Below are 21213 nucleotides of genomic sequence, written 5' to 3' on the forward strand. Positions count from 1 at the left end.
ATGTTTAGAGTGAAGGTGAATTCAGCAGGCTTTTAAAATTGCTGGGCAGCAACCCGGTCCAGCGTTTAAATGCGCGGCGGAAATTATGCTCGTCGGAGTAGCCCAGCCTGATGGCTAGCTGGCGGTTTGAGTAGTGTCCTTGCTGCAGCAATTGACGAGCGGCATCACGGCGAATAGCATCAAGCTGCTGGGCAAAATTGGTTTTCTGCTGTTTGAGCTGGCGTTTGAGAGTGTTTACTGAAATGTCCAGCTGCTGGGCAACTTGCTCCAGGCTAAGCAATTGCGGTAGTGCGCGGCGTTGTAGCCGGTAAATTCGTTCCAGTAAGCCGCGCTGGCGCGGTAAAATACGGTTTAGCTGTCGGCAGGTTCTCAGGGCCGCAGTGCATTTTGCTTTATCGGCTGTGTGAAACGGCAGCTGAAGCTTAGGCAGTGCAATATGCAGACTGTTGCTGGCTTGATTCGCCACAACCTCACAGCCCCAATGCAGCTGGCTTTGTACAGCTGTAGCTGTATCGTGTTGCAGCTGCACGCTAACGCCTTCGGTGTTGCCAAGCTGTTGTTTTATAAGGTTAAGCAGTAATGATAACACTATGCTGATGCAACTGTTATTTTGTGGCCCAAGTGCGATGCCACTGTGAAACTCTAACACCAAATGTTGTGGTTGGCTGCACAGCTGTACATAAATAGAGGGAAATAAATGATGGCGAAAATAGTACAACTGGCGCAGCGCCTGGCTTAGATTTTCTGCATGCAACACAGTTTGGCACAACGAGATATAGCGATTTTGGAGCAGGGCGCTGCCAAGTAAAAATGGTAGTTCCGGGCTGTTAAGGTGTTGCTGGCTGTTGTGCAGCAGTTTTAGCCAATCGGCATGATGCAATCGGCCATGCGGTTTGTGCAGGTCTTGTTCAAAAATGCCGGTACCGGCTAACAGCTTGTGCAGCGGTGCACCGCGGCGCTGTGCCAGCGTTAGTAAATCTGTGCAGCCATGTTGCAGTAGCAGTATTTTGTCCTGATGACCAAAATGCGCGTGCTTCATCAGTCTGTCTGTAAGGTTAACGGCCCGTGTTTGCGGGCAGAGGTAAGTGTATTTAGCGCCTGTTGCAGGGCGTCTTTCGCTGACAATTGCTCTACTTCCAAACTTATCAAGGTGAGTTGTGGCTGTTGATTCTGGTTTGTCAGTAATGAAAATTGTTGTTGTAAGTGTTGCGCGATAATGTTTGCCTGCAACTGCGCGGTGTTCGGCAACAACGCCACAAAGCGGTCGCCATTATAACGGCATACCACATCGCTATAGCGCAGTTGATTCGACAGCAATTCACTGAGCTGAACCAGATAGTTATCCCCGGCAGCAATACCATATTGCCGGTTGAAGTCAGCAAAGTTATCAACATCCAGTAGCAATAAACTTAGCGGTTTTTGCATACTGCGGTGCAACGTTATTTCACGTTGTAATACGGCATACAGATATTCTGCACCATAGAGTTGGGTTAACGGATCGATAAGTTCGTGATCGCGCAGAAACAGCTCACGGCCGCGTAGTTGGCGATCTATAGCCCGTTGTTCTCGGTGCCAACCGACTAAACCTATGGTAAGTACTAACATACCTACTGGTGCAGGTAACGACTCCAACCAGCTCATTAACCGAAGCGCGTCCGGGTAGCGGATAAACTCGTCCAGTAGGTCAAGAAAATAAGAAAACATCAGCAGTAAGCTGCCGTAGTAAAGCCATTCTGTGACCCGCCCAGCCGGGCGACTACTGATAATTAACCCCAGCCACAAGCACGCCACCAGAAAGGTGGTGCCTTCGCCTAGCACGTCAATCCAGTCAAAAGCCTGGCTTTGTTTTAGCTCGCCGGCATTGGTTGCCATTAACAGGCCGCCGCAAAGTAACAGTGTACTAAACAGCAGTTTGTAAGTGTGTTGTCGCCACATCGTCGGTTTCCGCTACAAATAAACAGCAGTTTGCGGTGCTGGTATGACAACTATATGACAGACTTGGCTGGCTTTTACCGCTTGCTGCGCGCTAAAGACCCGGGTCAGCAACGTGCAGTTGTTGCTGTTAATACTCGGCTTTTTGTCATACATCGGCGGCACACTTTACGGCAATTATTAGCCGTGATCTGAGAGCAACCTATGAAGTCGACCAATCATAAACACAATTCACGCAGCGTGCTGGCGTGTGCTGTAAGCCTGGCGTTTGCCACGTTATCTGCACCGATATTAGCAGATGCCGATGTACAGGGCCGTATTACGGATAACCGCAGTAATTTGATTACTGGTGCTGAGGTCAGTATTCCAGAGCTCACCCTGCGCCGTATAACCGGTGCCGATGGCCGCTTTCAGTTCAACCAGCTACCCAAAGGGACCTATACCTTGTTGGTCAATTATCTTGGCGCTATGCCGGAAACCCGGGTATTGGTGGTAAGCGATAGTGAGCAGCGCCTGGGTGATATTAAATTACTGTCTGCCAGCGACAGTATTGAACATATTGAAGTAGTCGGCCAATCTGGTGCGGTTAGCAAAGCACTAAACCGCCAACGCAATGCGTCAGGCATAGTTACGGTTGCCAGTACTGATGAGATGGGCCAGTTTCCTGACAGCAATGTGAGCGAGGCGCTGCAGCGTTTGGCGGGGTTGTCGGTAGAGCGCGATCAGGGCGAAGGCCGCTTCGTGCGGGTGCGCGGGTTAGCGCCAGACTATAACGCCGTAACGTATAATGGTACCCAGCTTGCTGCACCAGAAGCAGGCCGTCGGGCTGTGGCACTGGATGTGATCCCGTCGGATTTGTTGGAGTCGGTTGAAGTTAGCAAAACGCTAACACCAGACATGCCAGCGGGTTCGCTGGGTGGCACGGTGGAGATTAAAAGTTTGTCAGCGTTTGACCGTAGTAACGACTTTTATTCGATAACGGCCGAAGCGGGTTACAACGAGCAGCAAAGCAAAACCAGCCCAAAGCTCTCTGGTGTGTATAGCAAAATACTCGATGCTGCGGGTGAAACGGACAGTTTGGGCATTGCCATCGCAGCAAGTTATGCCGAGCGAAAATTTGGTTCTGAAAACGTAGAAACCGGCGGCAGCTGGGATTTTGACGATGGGTTGGAAGAGTTTGAACTACGCGATTACACCATTAGCCGCGAGCGGATTGGTTTAGCATTAAACCTGGACTATCGGCCTGGCAATCACAACGAGTATTACCTGCGTACCTTGTACAGTGAATTTAGTGATACCGAAAATCGACAGGGTCTGGTGGTTGAATTGGCCGATCCTCAATTTGCCGGTAGCACAGGTGAAGCCGAAATTATCCGTTCACTGAAACAACGCAAAGAAACGCAGACCATTAGTGCTGTGGTGTTGGGGACTAAACAACAATCGGGCAACTGGCAGTGGCTACTGGAAGCCGGTGCCAGTAAAGCTGACGAAGATACCCCGTTTAATATCTCCGCTGCCGACTTTGCGCAGGAGTTTGCTAGCGGCATTGGTTTTAGCGGTACCGATGTTTTGCGTCTGACCGCGCCGGCAGAAGCTTATCTGGCCAATGGCTATGCGCTAAAAGAAGTGGAAATGGGAGATACCTACGCGAAAGAAACCGAACGCAATGTGAAGTTTGATCTTAGCCGCGAAATTATTCAGTCTGCAGGTAGCTTAACGTTAAAAGCTGGCGCCAAATATAGCCAGCGCAGGAAAACCACAGAAGAAGATGTATGGTTGTTTGAGGACTTTGCTGATGTGGGTATTAGCGCGCTTAGTATGGCCGATTATGCCGCTGGCGCGGTTGATTATAGTCTCAGCACCATGGGAGCAGAGGTTAGTAGCGCAAGTATTTATCAGTTAGTGCGCGGTCTTAATCGCGACGACTATGTCGATGACGTGGAGTCACAGATTAATGATTACCGCGTCGATGAAGATATCAGTGCCGCTTATGTAATGGCGCAATGGGAGCGGGACAATTGGCAATTGATTAGCGGCGTGCGCTATGAACATGACAGCCGCGATGCCATAGGTACCCGTTACGACGATATCAACGAAGTCTTTAGCACTAACGAGCAAAGTAGTCGTAAAGGTTATTGGTTACCCGCTGTGGTAGCGCGTTATAACGTATCTGAGCAAAGCATAGTGCGGGCAGCGGTGAGTACAGGTTTAGTACGGCCGAATTTCGAACAGTTGGCACCGGCATATATTCTGGAAGAAGATGATGACGAGCTGGAAGCCAGCTTTGGTAACCCACAGCTGGATGCTTTAACCACCAAAAACCTTGATTTGGGTATTGAACATTACGCTGACAAACTCGGTGTGGTGTCGGCAATGCTGTTTTATAAACAGATTGATAATTTTATCTACGAAGCCGATTTAGCTGGCCGTGGCGACTATATGGATTTCGCCAAAGCAGAAACTTTTGTCAACGGCGGTAAAGCCGATTTATATGGCCTGGAGCTTAATGCGATTCATCAGTTATCCGGCCACGGCAATTGGATGGATAACCTGCTGCTGTCGGCTAACCTCACGCTGACGGATTCTGCTGCAGATATAGAATGGTTTGATGATGGTGCTTTATTGAGTCGCGAAGTGGCGTTGCCTAGCCAGTCAGATAAAACCGCCAACCTGAGTCTAGGGTATGAAACCGATACCATCAGCCTGCGTTTAGCCGCCAATTATAAATCGAAGTACCTCGCTGAAGTGGGTGATGTCACCGACAGTGCCTATGATGTGTACTCGGACGACCATATGCAGCTTGATTTTACGGCTAAATGGACATTTCAGCGTGGTATGCAGCTGTACTTTAATGTCGTGAACCTTAATGACGAGCCTTATTATGCTTACACTGGCAATAAGCAGTACAACTTTCAGTACGAACAATATGGCCGCACTTTAGTGCTTGGCGTACAGATCACTAACTGGTAAATAAGGGCTGTACGATGTTAGCAAATAAAACCATGTTTAAACTCAGTATCTTCAGTGTGTTGCTTGGTGTAACGTTGAGTGCTTGTCAGCAAGTGACTGAAGAGTCAACTGTGTCTGCGAGCCTGGCACCACAAGCAATAACAGTCCATGCCAGCCATTTCCATAGCATGCAACTGGCGGGAACTGACTATCAGCTGCTTACTACGTCACAGGGCTTGGAAATCCGTCAGGCAGAGCGGCTTATTGCAAACCACAGTGGCCATTTTATCCGCCTGACGTTGCATACACTGACACCTGACACAGCGTTGCTGGCGGCAATGGATGCAAATAGCAACAGTCTGTATCTGTGGCATTTTATGCCGAAACAGCAATCACCGCTGCAATTGATGCGTCAGCAGCTAATCACGAGTCGCGTGGTCGACGATCTGTGTTTTTATCACAGCAATGAAAACCAGCAACTTAGCGTGTTTTTGCTTGGCGGGCGTGGTGGTGCTGATCAATTGCTATTGCAACAACAACAGCAATGGCTGGAACAGCCGCTGGTGATCCGTGAGTTAAATGTGCCTTATGACAGCACGGCATGCGCGGTAGATCAAACAGCAGGGGCGCTTTATATTGCAGAAGGCGACAGGGCCATTTGGCGCTACCAGGCTGAGCCAGAAGCTGACGAAGGTCGCAGTTTATTGCAGGTTCAACAGCCATTTGGTCAATTGCAGGGCGAGGTTAAAGCGCTGCAGCTACTGCCAGATGGCAGTGTGCTGGCGTTGGAGGAAGAGCCGGCGCGTTTGTTACATCTTAGCCAGGATGGCCAGCTAGTTAGCGCGGTTAACGTGCCCGCTCTGGCTGAAGCCTCGGGGTTGAGCGTGCAACTGCAGCGAAACAGCGGCACAGCGTTTATTAGCAGTGAAGCCGCTAAAGCGGTGCAGCAGCTTAACTTAGGGGCAATCCCTGTATCACAGCCAGTATCACAGTCAACACCACAGCATCGCAATAATGCCACTATGGTGCAGTTGATGCCGACGTTGCAAACGGAAGCGGCCAGCCAACGCGGTGATGTCATGGACGACCCTGCGGTATGGCATCATCCTTCTATGCCAGCACTCAGCTTGATTCTGGCTACCGACAAGCGTGCAGGTTTAAACGTTTACAATATGCAAGGTAAGGATGTACAGCAGCTGCCAGTCGGACGGCTGAACAATGTTGATGTGCGCTATGGCCTGACATGGCAGGGTATACCACATGATATTGCAACCGCCAGTTTGCGTGATGATAACAGCCTGCAATTGTTTGCCATTGATAATAATGGCCAGTTGCATAACGCCGGTAAGGTGTTGACCAGCATGAACGACATTTATGGCCTGTGCATGTACCAAAGTGTTAAAAGTGGCCAGCACTATGTGTTTGTAAATGACAAATCTGGCTTGATTGAGCAATACCGCATCGACACCGATGGTAACACCTGGCGAGGTACGCTGGTAAGGTCGCTTACTGTGCCCAGCCAACCGGAGGGTTGCGTGGCAGACGATAAAAACGGCGTACTCTTTGTTGGTGAAGAAGATGTCGGGATTTGGCGCTTTGCGGCTGAAGCTGATGCAGCAACTAACGGCGACAGCATCATTTTAGTGGATGGCACCACCCTGGTAGATGATGTGGAAGGACTGGCATTGGCACAAGACGGTGACAACCAATATTTGGTGGTGTCTAGCCAGGGCAACGACAGTTATGTAATTTACGATGCAGTAGCACCTTATGCCGCCCTTTTGCGCTTTCGGGTTACAACCAACCCCACACTGGGAATTGATGGTAGCTCTGAAACCGATGGTCTGGATGTAACAACCCGTTCGTTAGGGCCAGGTTTTGAACAGGGAGCACTTATTGTACAAGATGGACGTAACCGCATGCCTGAGCAGGGCCAAAACCTGAAACTTGTACAATGGCAGGCTATTTTGCAACAGTTATCACAATAAAGCACAAGGCCGAAGCAGAAATCGGCCTTTTCTTTACGGTAAAAAAGACAGTTTATGCTATGTAGGAATTAGTTGAGTTTTGCCGCCAGACAGCGCTCAACAATATTTTTAATTTTTAGCGGGCTAAAGGGTTTGGCAATAAATCCACTGGCTCCGGCGGCGATGCTTTGTTGCACGTTATCAACTGAGTTGTGTGCAGTGACCATAACAACATGGGTTCTGTCGGTGTGGCTTTTAATTTGTTGCAGTAACTGCTGGCCATTAATGTCAGGCAACTCAATATCCAAAAAGACTAAATCATGTTGGTGTTGAGTAAATGTTGCTAAGCCTTTATTACCACTGGATGCTTCATGCACCTGAGTAATGCCTAAATGCATTAATGTCTGGCGTAAATATTCACGCACCGTGTAGGCGTCGTCAATAATCAACACTGAGTATTGCTGCCGGGTCATTGCAGTTCCTTTGCTTAATTAGAAAAACGATTACAGTATAACGCATAAATATGGGTACAAAATATTTTGATAGTTTAATTGGTTTGGCTGAACTTTAAATGAACCACCTGGAAAATGTGGTTTTTGTCTAACCATGATAGCGGTGAACGTAGATGTTGGGGCAGGTCGTTGGCATATTATCTGAATTGCACCCGCCAAAGTGGATGAAAACGAATACAGAGGGTAGCAAACAATTACATGAAACAATTCTTAGTGACTTATTTCGTTGATCTGTGTTGCCTTTTTGTAAGTGATGGCTACCTTTACTATCTGGATGTAAAATAAGTACAGAAGGGAGCCGAAGGTTATGCGAAGTAATATGCCAATTACAAACACAGAGCGCACTTTCCCGGTAGATGAGAAGTTGATTTCAAATACTGATTTGCACGGTAATATTCGACACTGCAATGATGCTTTTATAAAGATTAGCGGTTTTAGTAAGGAAGAATTAATAGGTCAGCCACATAACATTGTGCGTCATCCTGATATGCCCCCCTTGGCTTATAAAATAATGTGGGAGCATTTAAAGGCAGGCAAACCATGGATGGGATTGGTTAAAAACCGCAGTAAAAATGGTGATTATTACTGGGTTAATGCCTACGTTACACCGGTGACGGAAAATGGTCGTGTTATTGGTTACGAATCGGTGCGATCTTGTCCGTCGCGCGAAGACGTTGCCCGTGCTCAAAAGCTTTATCATGCCATTAATAAAGGAAAGTTTAATCAGCGCCATTTTCATTTGGGCGTTGCTAATATTGCGCTCGTTGTTGCCCTTAGTGCTGCCGTGGTGGCTTACTTTGCGGGTTATTCAGGTTTTTCTAAAAGCGTACTTTTTTTGGCGGCTGTAGGGTTTGCGCTTTGGGCAAACTTCAGCAAAAAATCTGCTTTGGATAGCGTTAAAACCTTACTTGTGAACTCTTTTAACCACGAGTTGGCCGTACAGACGTTTACCGATGACAAACAAGACTTGGGCGAGCTTAAAGTTGCGATTTTGAGCTCTAAAGCACACTTGGGTGCGGTGCTAAGCCGCATGGAGGATGCAGCGAAAAGTGTCTCTGCGCAATCAGATAACGGGCTGGAGCTAGCGCAATCGTCAATGAAGCTTATCCAAAGGCAGCAGCAAGAAACCGAACAAGCCGCAACCGCAATGCATGAAATGACGACAACAATTGCGGAAGTATCAAAGCATGTTCAGGACACTGCAGAGCGGGCAGAGCAGTCAAATGAACTCGCCGGAAAAAGCCGTGAAACGGCCGCCGTAACGCGCAAAGCCATTGAAGAATTGCGCAATACGGTTAATGAAATTAGTAGCTCAGTAACCGAGGTGTCTGAGCAAACCAAGAAAATTGCGACTGTCGCGCAAATGATTGAACAAATTGCTGAACAGACTAATTTATTGGCCCTAAATGCGGCGATAGAGGCAGCCAGAGCCGGAGAGCAAGGTCGGGGCTTTGCGGTAGTGGCTGACGAGGTACGGAATTTGGCTCAGCGTACACAAGAGTCGACAAAAGAAATTCATCAAATTATTACCGATTTAACTAGTCGAGCAGATACCGCTGTACGTGTTGCCCAAAATGGAACAACAGGGGCGGATGCAGGCTTAACCCGGGTAAAAGAAACAGAAGAAATGCTCTTCGGTATTTCTGACGCTGTGGGTAGCATTGCGAGTATGTCTATTCAAATGGCGGCGGCTGTGGAAGAGCAAGCGAGTGTTGCAGAAGACATTAATCGGCAAGTGGTTAACATTTCAACCTTGGCGAACTCAAGTCTTACAGAAGCATCACACTCTGCTGACAGCATTAAACAGCTGCAGCTAGTGTCAAATGAATTGCATGAATTGGTCGTCAGATTTGCACGATAATAAATATCTTACTCATAAAAAGGCCAGCGGAAGCTGGCCTTTGCATTCATAATACTCAATATCAAACAGCGATATTGATATTCTGTCCCAGGTTGCCGACAGGAGATGAGGCTTGCACCTTTTCACCTGTTTGTACGGCGCTTTGAATTAGCATCATTGCCATTTTTGCTTCCTGGTTTTGCTGCTTTTTAGCCATTACAGCCCCAAGCATTTCAAAGCCCTGACCAGACGCCGCAGCGCCAACGGATTGACTCATAGTGCCTCCTCTGCCAATTCCTCTTAGCTATAGCGGCAGGATAGCGCAATACTTTAGTTGTTTAGTAAAAAAATGAATAAAAAAACCACCGGTTTAACGGTGGCTTGTTAAGTCAGTAGCTTACGCTTGAATTAAGGCGGTTTGTTGCGCTTTTATTTGGGAATGAGAAAGCGCTGGCACCGGTAAGTTGTTTCCACTGGGAGTAGCCGGTTTAAGCGAGCGTACCGGCCGTGTAGGGCCCTTTTTCATACTTCCTTTGAACATGGGTTCGGGTTTTACGACTGTCTTGCCCAGACGCGCAGCGATGGCGGCTTGAATATCGGCAGGTGTGTAGCCAGCTTGAATTTTCAGGCGCAGATAGGGGATTCCTGCTGCATCCAGGGTTCCATTGACAAACCAGTCGGGCACAGCCTTATGACCGTCTTTATTACTGTTATTAACTAAATCCAAAACCGCAACGATGCTCATATCGGTTGGGTCGCAAAGCACGAAATCCAAATATTTAGCGTTTAGTTTTGCTAGCGTTGCGTTTCGAGCCTTAGCGTTGGCAACATTTTTAAGTTCTATTACATCAGCCAATTTCACCCGATTTAATACTTTGTAATCTGCCGCAACTGCTTTTTCCAGTAACAGCATAAAAGAACGTTCTACCGGACTAAATAGCGTGGTCTTTTTTTGCACAGGAAACGGATTGCCATTGTCGATAAAGCGGCTCGCTACCATGGCAACAATAATGACTAAAAGTAAAATTAATAACAGGACAAATTCCATGTGCACCTCCGACAGAAAATTGACTCGGTGTCTGACACACCACAACACTGTTATTTCTAAGGCATAAGCTATGCCAATATTTATGGTGTTCACAATGATTTAGTATTTCGTGTGTGAATGGCTAGCATTGTCTGCATTAATATATTTTATGACTTAAAGCGCTTATAGTTGTGCTTACTTCTGATATCGCGCAACACCGGTATTAGCCGCTTAAAAAGGACCGAGTTATGAATACACGTATCAGCCGTGCTGGCTTAACAATAAATGCGCCGTTAAATGCACAATATGACACCATTCTTACCGAGCAAGCCTGCAGTTTGCTGGTTGAGCTGACACGCGAATTTCGGCCCCGATTAAACGCATTGCTAGCAGAACGTCAGGCTGCACAGCAAAAATATGACGCGGGTGGGGTGCCAGATTTTCTGCCACAAACTGCTAATATTCGTCAGTCAGATTGGCAGGTTGCAGCCATACCAGACGATTTACAGGACCGTCGGGTTGAAATTACCGGGCCGGTAGATCGCAAGATGATTATTAATGCGCTAAATGCTGATGTAAAAGTATTTATGGCCGACTTTGAAGACTCGCAGGCGCCAAGCTGGGCTGGTGTCATTGAGGGGCAAATTAACCTGCGTGATGCCAATCTTGGCACTATAAGTTATACCGATGCGCAAAGTGGCAAAAATTATGCGTTGCAAGACAAGCCTGCATTATTAATCGCCCGCGTACGGGGTTTACATTTGTGGGAGAAGCATTTACTGGTAGATGGTGAGCAAATTCCGGGTTCATTGGTCGATTTTGCGTTGTATTTCCTGCATAACTACCAAACTCGTTTAGCTAATGGCACCGGCGTTTATTTTTATTTACCAAAATTACAAAGCCACTTAGAAGCCAAGTGGTGGGATGATGTGTTTCGGTATACCGAGCAAAAGTTTGCTCAACCTATTGGGACCGTTCGCGCTACGGTGTTGATTGAAACCCTGCCAGCCGTCTTTGAGATGGACGAAATTCTATACATGCTGCGAGAGCACATCGTGGCATTAAACTGTGGCCGCTGGGATTATATTTTTAGTTATATAAAGACATTAAAAAATCATGCTGATCGTGTGTTACCGGACAGGCAAGTGGTTAGCATGAAACAGCCTTTTTTAAATGCCTACTCGCGTTTGCTGGTTAAAACCTGTCATAAACGCGGTGCGTTGGCGATGGGCGGTATGGCCGCCTTTATTCCGTCAAAAGATACGACTGAAAATGCGGCTATTTTAGCAAAAGTGACGGCTGATAAAGAGCTTGAAGCCAGTAATGGGCATGATGGTACCTGGGTGGCGCATCCTGGTTTGGCCGCTACGGCCAATAGCGTGTTTGCGACATACCTGGCAGGCGGTAAGAAAAACCAACTGGATGTTAGCCGTGCTGACGATGAGGATATTACCGCTGCACAGCTGTTAGAACCGTGCGATGGCGAGCGCACAGAAGAGGGCATGCAAACCAATATTCGTGTGGCCTTACAATATATCGCTGCTTGGATTAGCGGCAAAGGGTGTGTGCCTATTTATGGATTGATGGAAGATGCTGCTACTGCAGAAATTTCTCGTACGTCTATTTGGCAATGGATTAAACATGGTAAGAGCTTGAGTAACGGCAAGCTTATTACCAAAACCTTATTTGCGTCTATGTTAGAGGAAGAGGCAAAAGTGGTTCGGGCAGAAGTAGGTGAAGTGTTATGGGCGGAGCAAAATTTCGACCGGGCGCAAACGTTACTGCTGGATATCACGACTTCTGATCAGCTGGTAGATTTCCTAACCCTGCCGGCTTATCAGTTACTTGATTAACGAGTAAACCCGTAATGCAAAAGGCGCTGACTTGCTGACAGCGCCTTTTTTATGTGTTTTAACAGCACAATAAAGGATGAGCAGGAACCCCGTTTTGGTCGGCACAGAGTGTCTGAGTGAGTGCGCCAGCGCAAACGAGTTGCTGTGACGAGCCAAAGCGGGTGTTACGGCTCGTCCTAAGCTCAAAGGCCGGGATAAAACACTTTTCCTCTTTCGCCGGGGCAACTCGCCCTTATGCCTACGGCAGGGCTCAGACACTCCCCGACTCTTTCGAAAAATGTTTTATCCCTGTCTGGAAGGTTCAGTTCAATTCATCTGCGGTTTCGCCAATCAGCCGGCGAAACCATATATGGCTGGCATCCTGGTGCAGCAACGGGCTCCAAATCATCTTTAATTCAATTGACGGTATGGCAAAAGGTGGGTCCATAATGGCCATGGTTGCATCATTTTCATACAATTTTGCTGCACGGCTAGGTAAGGTAGCAATTAAATCAATACCTACAGCTAAGTGCATAGCAACATGGTAATTACGCGTAAAAACGGAAATATTGCGCTGTTTACCCAGCTTGGCAAGCGCTTCATCAACCCAGCCCAGCTTTTGTACGTCTTTTGGATCCATTCCAACGCCAACACCAAAACCAGTTTTACTAACCCAAATATGCTGTGCTTTTAAGTAACTGTCTAAAGTAAAGTTTTTCAACACAGGGTTTTTGGCGTTGATTAAACAAGAGAAGCTATCGCGCCAGACTGTTTTTTGATGAAATGATTGTGGCAGTTGATCAAAACGGTTTATTGCCATGTCGACCTTACCGTTTTCCACATCGTGAAAGGTGACATCGGATGGCGTCATAATATCCAGGCTGGTAAGTGGCGCCAGCACGCGCATTTTCTTTAACAACGCCGGTATTAACGTTGAAGCAGCATAATCGCTGGCCATAATACGAAACACGCGTTGGCTGTTGAGTGGCTCGAAGTCTTTATTTGGCTGTAGTGTTTCTTCCAAGGTAAGTAATACACCGCGAACTATGGGTGCCAGCTCACGCGCGCGCTCTGTTGGTACCATGCCATCTGACGTGCGCACTAAAATAGGATCGCTAAGTAAATCACGTAGCCGCTTCAAGCCGTTGCTCATGGCGGGTTGTGTAATGTTGAGTTGGTTAGCTGCCCGGGTAACATTTTTTTCTCGCAGTAACACATCCAGATACACCAGCAGGTTTAAATCCATTTTATTAATATTCATTGTTTAAATAGTCCTGCCAATATTCATAACTTAACTGAATCATAGCATTAGCGGCGGGATCGGCGTCAAGCCTACTTTGGTATTAATGCTGTGAATGGCCAGCATCACAAAAATCACCTTTATGAATTATGGAAATGAAACCTATAGTGTAATGCAACAGGTTAAACGTCAGCCTGAAAACAGTCAGCGTCCGGCAAGCCGGGCAATAAGCAATAAGAGGATACTGCTATGTCAGCTTACCAAGATGCAATACAACATATCGCGCAATTACGTCAGCAAAATGGTGGTGCCTGGAGCGCCATTAATCCAGAATCTGCCGCCAGAATGCAGGCACAAAACCGCTTTCATACCGGACTGGATATTGCTAAATACACCGCTAAAATTATGCGCGAAGATATGGCGGCTTACGACGCAGACAGCAGTAAGTACACGCAATCACTAGGGTGCTGGCATGGCTTTGTGGGTCAGCAAAAACTGATCGCGATTAAGAAACATTTCGGCACGACAAAAAGAAAATACCTGTATTTGTCGGGTTGGATGATAGCAGCGCTGCGTTCAGACTTTGGCCCTTTACCTGATCAGTCTATGCACGAAAAAACCGCTGTACCGGCCTTAATTGAAGAGTTATATACCTTTTTAAAGCAAGCTGATGCGCGTGAGCTGGGCGGTCTGTTTCGAGAATTAGATGCAGCTAACGCAAAAGGTGACAGTGCTGCTGCGGCTGCGGTGCAAAGCAAAATTGACAACTTTGAAACTCACGTAGTGCCTATTATTGCCGACATTGACGCGGGCTTTGGTAATGAAGAAGCCACTTATTTGCTGGCAAAGAAAATGATTGAAGCAGGTGCTTGCGCTATTCAAATAGAAAATCAGGTATCTGATGAGAAGCAGTGTGGCCACCAAGATGGCAAAGTAACCGTGCCGCACGCTGATTTCTTAGCCAAAATTAACGCGGTTCGTTATGCTTTTTTAGAGCTGGGTGTTGACGACGGAATTATTGTTGCTCGAACCGATTCTTTGGGCGCGGGTTTAACCAAGCAAATTGCTGTAACCAACCAGGCTGGTGATTTGGGTGACTTATACAACAGTTTCCTCGATGGTGATGTCATTACGGGGGCCGACGATATTGCCAACGGCGATGTAGTGGTAAAAGCCAATGGTAAGCTGTTAAAGCCAAAACGTTTGGCCAGTGGTTTGTTCCAATTTAAACAAGGCAGTGGTATTGATCGTGTGGTGCTGGACTGTATTACCTCATTACAGCATGGCGCTGATTTGTTGTGGATTGAAACTGAAAAACCGCATGTAGGCCAGATTGCTGAAATGGTTAACCGTATCCGAGAAGTCGTGCCGAATGCCAAACTGGTTTACAACAATAGCCCAAGCTTTAACTGGACGCTGAATTTCCGCCAACAGGTGTTTGACGCCTGGAAAGGTGAAGGTAAAGACGTATCAGCGTATGACAGAGCGTTGTTGATGAGTGCTGAGTACGATACTACTGAACTGGCATTGGAAGCTGACAACCGTATTCGCACCTTTCAGGCCGATGGTGCACGTGAAGCAGGAATTTTCCATCACCTTATCACCTTACCTACATACCATACTGCGGCCTTGTCTACTGACAATTTGGCCAAAGAGTACTTTGGTGCTGCGGGCATGCTGGGCTACGTTGAAGGCGTGCAACGAAAAGAAATTCGGCAGGGTATTGCCTGTGTAAAACATCAGAATATGTCAGGATCTGACGTTGGCGATGATCACAAAGAATATTTCTCTGGCGAAGCAGCGCTAAAAGCGGGTGGTAAAGATAACACCATGAACCAATTTTAACGTTTATGCTATGTGGTCAGGTAACTGACAGTTGGGCAGCCTAGTGGCTGCCCTTTTTTTTACATAACCTCTTTTACAGCTCACTATGCTGTAAACATCTGGTAGTTTTAAATCAACCTAGGCTATAGTCTTAGTTTGTTTTAATGTTCAGCGCGTTGAATGTTAAACTTGCTTGTCAGATAAGAATTCAATAGGGATGCTATGAAGATGATATGGAATAAAAATGCATTGGCCGTTTTGGTTGCGACCACGCTGCTAACGGGTTGTTTTTCTGATGATGAAAACGCCGCCGCTGATGCTGGTGACGATATTACGGTCAAAGAGCGTCGTGCAATGCAATTGTCTACCGCCACTGCCACTGGTGAGGGCAATGTGAAGATTGCCTGGACGCAACTGTCTGGCCCACAGTTAATTATTACTGGCGGAAACACACTTACGCCGACAGTTATTGCGCAGTCCGTTGATGCCGACTCAGTTGCCCAGCTACGCATGATTGTAACTGACAGCAAAGGCCAGGTTGCTGAAGATACTATGAGCATAAACATCATTAATAACACTCTGCCAATATTGAGTGGTGATGTTGAGGCTATAGCGGAAAAAACCGAAGTTTCTCTGACAGCTCCGGTGACCGATGACGGTGAAATACGAGCTATTCGATGGCAACAAAGCGCAGGACCGCTGGTAGAGTTAAGTCGTGATGACACCATGACGGTTGACTTTGTTGCGCCTGCGGTGACAGAACTAACAGCACTAACGTTTAAGTTGTTAGTGCAGGATGATGATGCAGAAGTTGCTGAACTGGAGTTTAGCGTTGATGTAACGCCAACCCTGGTTAACGTAGCATTAGATGGGCAAATAACCGGCGCGGATTTTAGCGGAGGGCAGGCCATACTCAACGGCGCGGCAGCACCGGTTATCAGTACAGTTGATGAAAACGGCGGTTTTTCTTTTACGTTACAGCTGGATGATGATGCACTCGACACTGCGCTGTTAGCGATTGAAGTGACGTCAGCAACGGACAGCAGAGTTAAGTACAGTGCGTTACATTCCGGCTTTGCGGCACCGGTTGAGGTTTCGGCGCAAACAGCGGTAGCATCAGCTGCCAATAGTGCCGAAGATGACGGCAGTAATACTGTATCGGTAACTGCTGTATCAACGGCTTTATACTCCTTACTTGTTGCGGCCAACAATGGTGTAGTGCCTGCCAATATTGATGCATTAATGGTTGTTGAGAAGTCAATAGATGCTGATGAGCTGGCAGAAGCGGCGGCTGTAGTAAAAATTCTGACAGATAATCCAGATATTATGTTACCCGAAGGTAGCACAGACTTTGTTGCGTTATTGCTGGACATCAATGCCTATAATGCTTTTGCTAACCAGCTTGAAACCGATCGACCTGGCCTTATTGCTGCTACGGTGCTGGCAATTATTGCCGATCCAATACTGACACCACCGTTAACTGCAGAGACTGTAGCGCCATTATATTTTCAAACGTTTTCAGCCGCGCCCGGGTTTTTATCCCGCGGTGGAGAGCGCTGGCAATTTAACCCTGATGGTTCGGGTTCACATGCAGGTAGTTTTGGCGAAGCTGCATTTAACTGGCAATTACAGGATGGCAATATCGAGCTGCTTTATACCAGTCAATTTAAAGCCAACAGTTATCTGCTCTCTGTTGAAGTCGGCTCTGCTGGCTTGACGCAACAACAGGTTGATTGGTTAGTGGCCGACAATATTCAGCAAGTTGGTGTTACAGAGACAATAAATAATGCAGAGCTGACCAGAGTAACAACAGGGCAAGCTATTGATACGTTTCGTCAAGTCGGTGTAAAACAACTCAAAGTGGGGCCGATAACAACGACTCAGGGCGTTGTTGAATCCACTGCTCAGGCCGATTTTACCAGCAATATTTTAATGCGTAAGCAGCTTAACTCAACCTTGGCTTTTAATGTTGATAATATGGCAGGCACATGGGCATTAAACACGTACTATGCGGTTAGCTTGCCAAACCAGGGCGGGGATGTAGCCAATTTTTATCTTGATCCGTTAAGTTTTAATGTCAATGGCACAGGGCAAGGCGTTTCAACGGGAAGAAGCTTCACCTGGCAAATTAATGAAGACAAGCTGGCCTTAGCAATGTCGGATGGCAGCCATATCAGCATTGAAATTATGGACAAGTCTGGTAACGATTATCAGGTATTTACCAGCGTCTATGACGGTGCTGACAACCTTATTGCAGCACAAGCAGATTATGGTTTTAAAGCTTTGTTAAACGGGCAGGCTCAGCCGGCAAACTTAGGCAGCGTTTATTGGCAAACTATGATTAACTCCTGGAGCAAAGACAGCTGGGAAAATGGCCGTTTGTTGTTTTGCCAAGGCGATTCTCTTTGCGCAGCGCCTGCAGATACATACATACCAGTATTTGGCTGGCAGTTTACGACGGGGGGGACAGGCAATCAATATACTGCAGGTTACCCACTGAGTAGTGTGCCGCCAACCTTTGAAATAACCTCCAACCCGCTTAGCTGGCTAAAAACTAACCCTGTGTCAATGAATTTTACCTATGGTAGTAGTAAGCGTTTTTGGCAGCTACTTAAAGAAGAACAAGGCCTGCTTGGGCGCAGGCTGTATGTCAGAGAAGAGAATTTCAATGCGTCAACTGGAGCGCGCACTATCGGTGGCAGAATAAATATCTATGAAGAAATTCCGGTAAATTATTGGAATGAAACGGCACCGCAAAACGCAAATCAGGTTCCAGGGTCAGACGTCAGCGCGACTCAGCGAACAGTGATAGAACCAACTAAACAACGTGTTGTTACGTTTTAATCAAATAGCGGCCATGGATAAATTCCATGGCCGCTATTTGGATGCAGGCTTATCGATCGTTCTAATTAATAACGTTGCTTTACATAACTAACAACATCTTGATATTTTTCCTGAAGTAAGCGGATATACTCGTTAATTACCGCCCAGTCGCTTTCTTCAGCCGCTTTTTCCAGTTTTAACGACTGTTCAGATACGGCTATTGCCCCGATACTTTTTGCTACAGATTTAAATTGATGCGCAATGGCGCGAACACCGCTGCGCTCATGCGCAGAAGCATGTGCTGCTATATTTGCCAGTAAATCTGCGGCATGTTTAACGAAGTAGTTCAGATGTTCTTCATGTTTTGCTGAGTCATTACCAAGAAAATTGGCGATAGTGGTGAAACAAATTGGTGAACAGTTCTGGTTGTTTTCGCCATTCGCTGTGATGGCTTTTTTCTTGTCAATTGGCTGTGGCAGCCAGCGTGTCATCATCGTTTCCAGCGTAGCCAACTCAAGTGGTTTGGTGATGTAACCATCCATACCAATGCTTAGACATTTTTGCTCTTCACCTTTTAGCGCGTTAGCTGTTACCGCGACGATACGAGTAAACTCAGCACCTTCACTTAAATGTAAACTTTCTTTACGGATAGCGCTGGCAAGGTCATAGCCGCTCATGTTTGGCATATGTAAATCAGTCAAGATAAGTGGATAATGGAACTTACGCCATTTTTCCAGTGCTATGGCACCATCATCTGCTACTTCAACGGCATACCCTAGTGCATTAAGCTGATCAACAATCACACGCTGGTTCATCAGGTTGTCTTCTGCCAACAACACTAGTTGACGACTCTTGCGGGCTTGCTCAATAGAAGGAGCCGCCGCAACAATGGTTTTTTCACCTGGGTAAACCGGTTTAGGCTTGCGCTTTGCCGCAATGAGCACGGCATCATACAGGTGGCTGCGACAAATTGGCGAACTGTGTAAATAATAAACCCGGTCATTGCTGCGCTCAGATAGCTCAACCAGATTGGTTATTACCACAAACTGAACCTGACTCATTTGAGGCATTTGTTGCAGTTGATCTATTTCATTTGCCGAAATTTGCTCGTATGTGGCGTCCAACACCCAAACTGCAGCCTGCTTGGGCGGAAGAGGTTTTATTGCCTGCGCACGATTCAATAAGCCTTCAAAAGTGTTAACGACTTCGAAATCGGCATCGGCATAGTTGAAGTAGGTTGTTAAATGCGACTGATTGTGTGAGTCAGTAGTAAACAAACAAAGATGAATATCGCGCAGTAGTTCTTTGTCCAAATAGCGAATTTCATCTGAAGTACGCATTGGAATGCGCACGCTAAACTCAGTGCCTTTTTCAACTTCACTGGTAACGGTAATGTCACCATACATTAATGTGGCTAAGCGCTGACAGATAGATAAACCAAGCCCGGTACCGCCAAACTTACGGGTAATGGAGCCTTCAGCCTGATTAAACGGTTGAAAAACGTGGCTGATTTGACGTTGTGTCATGCCTTTGCCGTTATCGATAATGCTGAATTGGATTTGATTGAAATCCATATTACCTTCCAGCAGCTCAGCTTTTATAATAACCAACCCTGTTTTTTCAGGTGTTGTTTGCGTAAATTTAATCGCATTGCCTGCCAGGTTGTACAGAATTTGTCGTAACCGAACGGGATCACCTACCAAGCCATCTGGAATGCGGGGATCTACAAAGAGTTTTAAATCGATTTGGCGTTGGTAAGCCACTGAAACCAAAATACGACCGACTGCTTCAATGATTTCAACGAGCGACAGCGGTATGGTCTCAAGTTCAAGCTTACCTGCTTCAATCTTAGAAAAGTCGAGAATGTCATCGAGTATACGCAATAATGAAAAGGATGATTCGCGTACCGTGTCTGTCATGCGAAACTGTGAGGTAGAGAGTTGTGTTTTACGCAACAAATCTATGGTACCAATAATGCCGTTCATCGGCGTGCGAATTTCATGGCTCATCGTCGCCAGAAAGGTCGATTTTGCTTCATTGGCTTTTTCTGCAGTTAGCTTGGCCGTTTCAAGTGCATCTGTGCGCTCTTTAATGCGCGTTTCTACTTCTTGTTTTAAGTTTTTTATATTCTGTTCAGACGCTGCCAGTGCTTCCTGTGCTTGCTCTATCTTGCGAAACAGTTGGTTAATGTAGCCACCTAAGATGCCATAACTGTCTTTGCTATTACTGTCTACGCTGGCATCAAACTTAGTTTTGTCCAGCGCTTGCTGTGTGCCTTGCATTAACGGTTTGATGCGACGACTAAAGAAACCTGAAATGGCAGATGCAAAGATACCACTAAGGACGAGCCCAAAAATAAAGCTGATAGCAAAAACGGCGCCAGACGGCCATAGTGGCGCTATATCTTGCTGCTGTACGTAAATAAGTAATACGGATTGTTGCTCTGCCAAGGTAACCACCTGGTTCACAACCAGATAATTCTGTTGCTGTTCAGCAAGCATCTGCCACTGTGGCTGTGGTACGTAACCAACAACATTATTAGTATTAGCGATAAGTTCCGCATCATTATTGTCAGTTTGACGATACAGATACAAAGCTCGGCTGGTATCGCCGTGCCTTGCTTGCATTAAGACTTGTTCAGTCCCGCTTATATCGCCAACTAACATCAGTGGTGTTATTGCTCTGGCCACCAAATTTGCATCGGCACCAAGACGCTCAAGTTTGCTCTGCGTTAAGTTGGGATCAGGTTTATTCAATAGGGTGAATAGAGCTGCTTGCACTAACAACATAAGCAAAGACATTAGCGCTAGACGTTTAAATAGCGGTTTACTAAACGACGTGTTTTTCATTTTTTATCCAAATATGCTGCACTTCATGCAGACTTGGTATTTTGCGATGCATTTTAACAACTTTTAGCCGATTAGGTAGTCGTTATGTTTTATTCGTTCATTGCACGCAATTTAATCGCTAAACGTTGAGTATTTTACCGTATTGCTCAACTAATAAGCTAACGCACGTTAAGCATTAAAATATCTGTTGACTTAATATCGTAAAATCCGTTTAATACGACCCGCGGTGCCCAGATAGCTCAGTAGGTAGAGCAGCGGAATGATAATCAGTAGGTCATCCGTTCGACTCGGATAAGCGGCACCATTTACGTAGCACAGTTTTGCCCAGATAGCTCAGTCGGTAGAGCAGCGGATTGAAAATCCGCGTGTCCCTGGTTCGATTCCGGGTCTGGGCACCATTAGTTTTGGTGTGAAAGTT

The 21213-nt window shown here is 46.6% G+C and carries 13 protein-coding genes and 1 tRNA gene; 7 read left to right on the forward strand and 7 right to left on the reverse strand.

Annotated elements, in window-relative coordinates; genetic code table 11:
* Nucleotides 1-4 precede the first annotated feature (4 nt).
* A complete protein-coding gene (locus H595_RS0102615; RefSeq protein ID WP_027669789.1) occupies nt 5-1039 on the reverse strand; it encodes a helix-turn-helix transcriptional regulator in 1035 nt (344 codons plus the stop codon).
* Nucleotides 1039-1935 (reverse strand): GGDEF domain-containing protein, encoded by an 897-nt coding sequence (locus tag H595_RS0102620; protein WP_027669790.1) that lies wholly within the window; start codon nt 1933-1935, stop codon nt 1039-1041. The genes H595_RS0102615 and H595_RS0102620 overlap by 1 nt, the downstream gene beginning before the upstream one ends.
* A 201-nt stretch (nt 1936-2136) precedes the next feature.
* Here H595_RS0102620 and H595_RS0102630 point away from each other — a divergent pair, with 201 nt between their 5' ends.
* Both H595_RS0102630 and H595_RS0102635 read left to right on the forward strand, forming a co-directional pair.
* Nucleotides 2137-4902: a TonB-dependent receptor gene (locus H595_RS0102630; RefSeq protein WP_027669791.1), complete on the forward strand. Its 2766-nt coding sequence runs from the start codon at nt 2137-2139 to the stop codon at nt 4900-4902.
* Nucleotides 4903-4916: 14 nt separating this feature from the next.
* Nucleotides 4917-6869: a phytase gene (locus H595_RS0102635; RefSeq protein WP_027669792.1), complete on the forward strand. Its 1953-nt coding sequence runs from the start codon at nt 4917-4919 to the stop codon at nt 6867-6869.
* 68 nt (nt 6870-6937) lie between these two features.
* On the opposite strand, the gene H595_RS0102640 is transcribed toward H595_RS0102635, so the two are convergent.
* A complete protein-coding gene (locus H595_RS0102640; RefSeq protein ID WP_027669793.1) occupies nt 6938-7321 on the reverse strand; it encodes a response regulator in 384 nt (127 codons plus the stop codon).
* A gap of 346 nt (nt 7322-7667) precedes the next feature.
* On the opposite strand from H595_RS0102640, the gene H595_RS0102645 reads away from it, so the two are divergent.
* Complete coding sequence (locus H595_RS0102645) at nt 7668-9221, forward strand: methyl-accepting chemotaxis protein (RefSeq protein WP_027669794.1); 1554 nt, start codon at nt 7668-7670, stop codon at nt 9219-9221.
* Nucleotides 9222-9282: 61 nt separating this feature from the next.
* Here the strand turns inward: H595_RS0102645 and H595_RS0102650 are convergent, their stop codons facing one another.
* On the reverse strand, nt 9283-9477 hold the full coding sequence (locus H595_RS0102650) for a hypothetical protein (protein WP_027669795.1): 195 nt from the start codon (nt 9475-9477) through the stop codon (nt 9283-9285).
* Between the two features lie 120 nt (nt 9478-9597).
* Entirely contained in the window at nt 9598-10248 is a 651-nt protein-coding gene (locus tag H595_RS0102655; protein WP_027669796.1) for a DUF2726 domain-containing protein, read from the reverse strand.
* Between the two features lie 227 nt (nt 10249-10475).
* Here H595_RS0102655 and aceB point away from each other — a divergent pair, with 227 nt between their 5' ends.
* The gene (gene aceB, locus H595_RS0102660; RefSeq protein ID WP_027669797.1) at nt 10476-12080 is read left to right on the forward strand and encodes a malate synthase A; all 1605 of its coding nucleotides are present in this window, start codon (nt 10476-10478) and stop codon (nt 12078-12080) included.
* Between the two features lie 301 nt (nt 12081-12381).
* Here aceB and H595_RS0102665 read toward each other — a convergent pair whose 3' ends face one another.
* The gene (locus tag H595_RS0102665) at nt 12382-13320 is read right to left on the reverse strand and encodes a LysR family transcriptional regulator (RefSeq protein WP_027669798.1); all 939 of its coding nucleotides are present in this window, start codon (nt 13318-13320) and stop codon (nt 12382-12384) included.
* A gap of 228 nt (nt 13321-13548) precedes the next feature.
* On the opposite strand from H595_RS0102665, the gene H595_RS0102670 reads away from it, so the two are divergent.
* Nucleotides 13549-15144, forward strand: a complete 1596-nt coding sequence (locus H595_RS0102670) for an isocitrate lyase (protein ID WP_027669799.1) — start codon at nt 13549-13551, stop codon at nt 15142-15144.
* 207 nt (nt 15145-15351) lie between these two features.
* Nucleotides 15352-17967 carry a PKD domain-containing protein gene (locus tag H595_RS0102675; RefSeq protein ID WP_027669800.1) on the forward strand — a complete coding sequence of 872 codons (2616 nt, stop codon included), beginning with the start codon at nt 15352-15354 and terminating at the stop codon, nt 17965-17967.
* A gap of 65 nt (nt 17968-18032) precedes the next feature.
* Here H595_RS0102675 and H595_RS0102680 read toward each other — a convergent pair whose 3' ends face one another.
* On the reverse strand, nt 18033-20795 hold the full coding sequence (locus H595_RS0102680; protein WP_027669801.1) for a hybrid sensor histidine kinase/response regulator: 2763 nt from the start codon (nt 20793-20795) through the stop codon (nt 18033-18035).
* A 322-nt stretch (nt 20796-21117) separates the two neighbouring features.
* On the opposite strand from H595_RS0102680, the gene H595_RS0102685 reads away from it, so the two are divergent.
* A tRNA-Phe gene (locus H595_RS0102685) sits at nt 21118-21193 on the forward strand.
* Nucleotides 21194-21213: the final 20 nt, after the last annotated feature.

This window comes from Rheinheimera baltica DSM 14885, assembly GCF_000425345.1.
GTDB classification, from domain to species: domain Bacteria; phylum Pseudomonadota; class Gammaproteobacteria; order Enterobacterales; family Alteromonadaceae; genus Alishewanella; species Alishewanella baltica.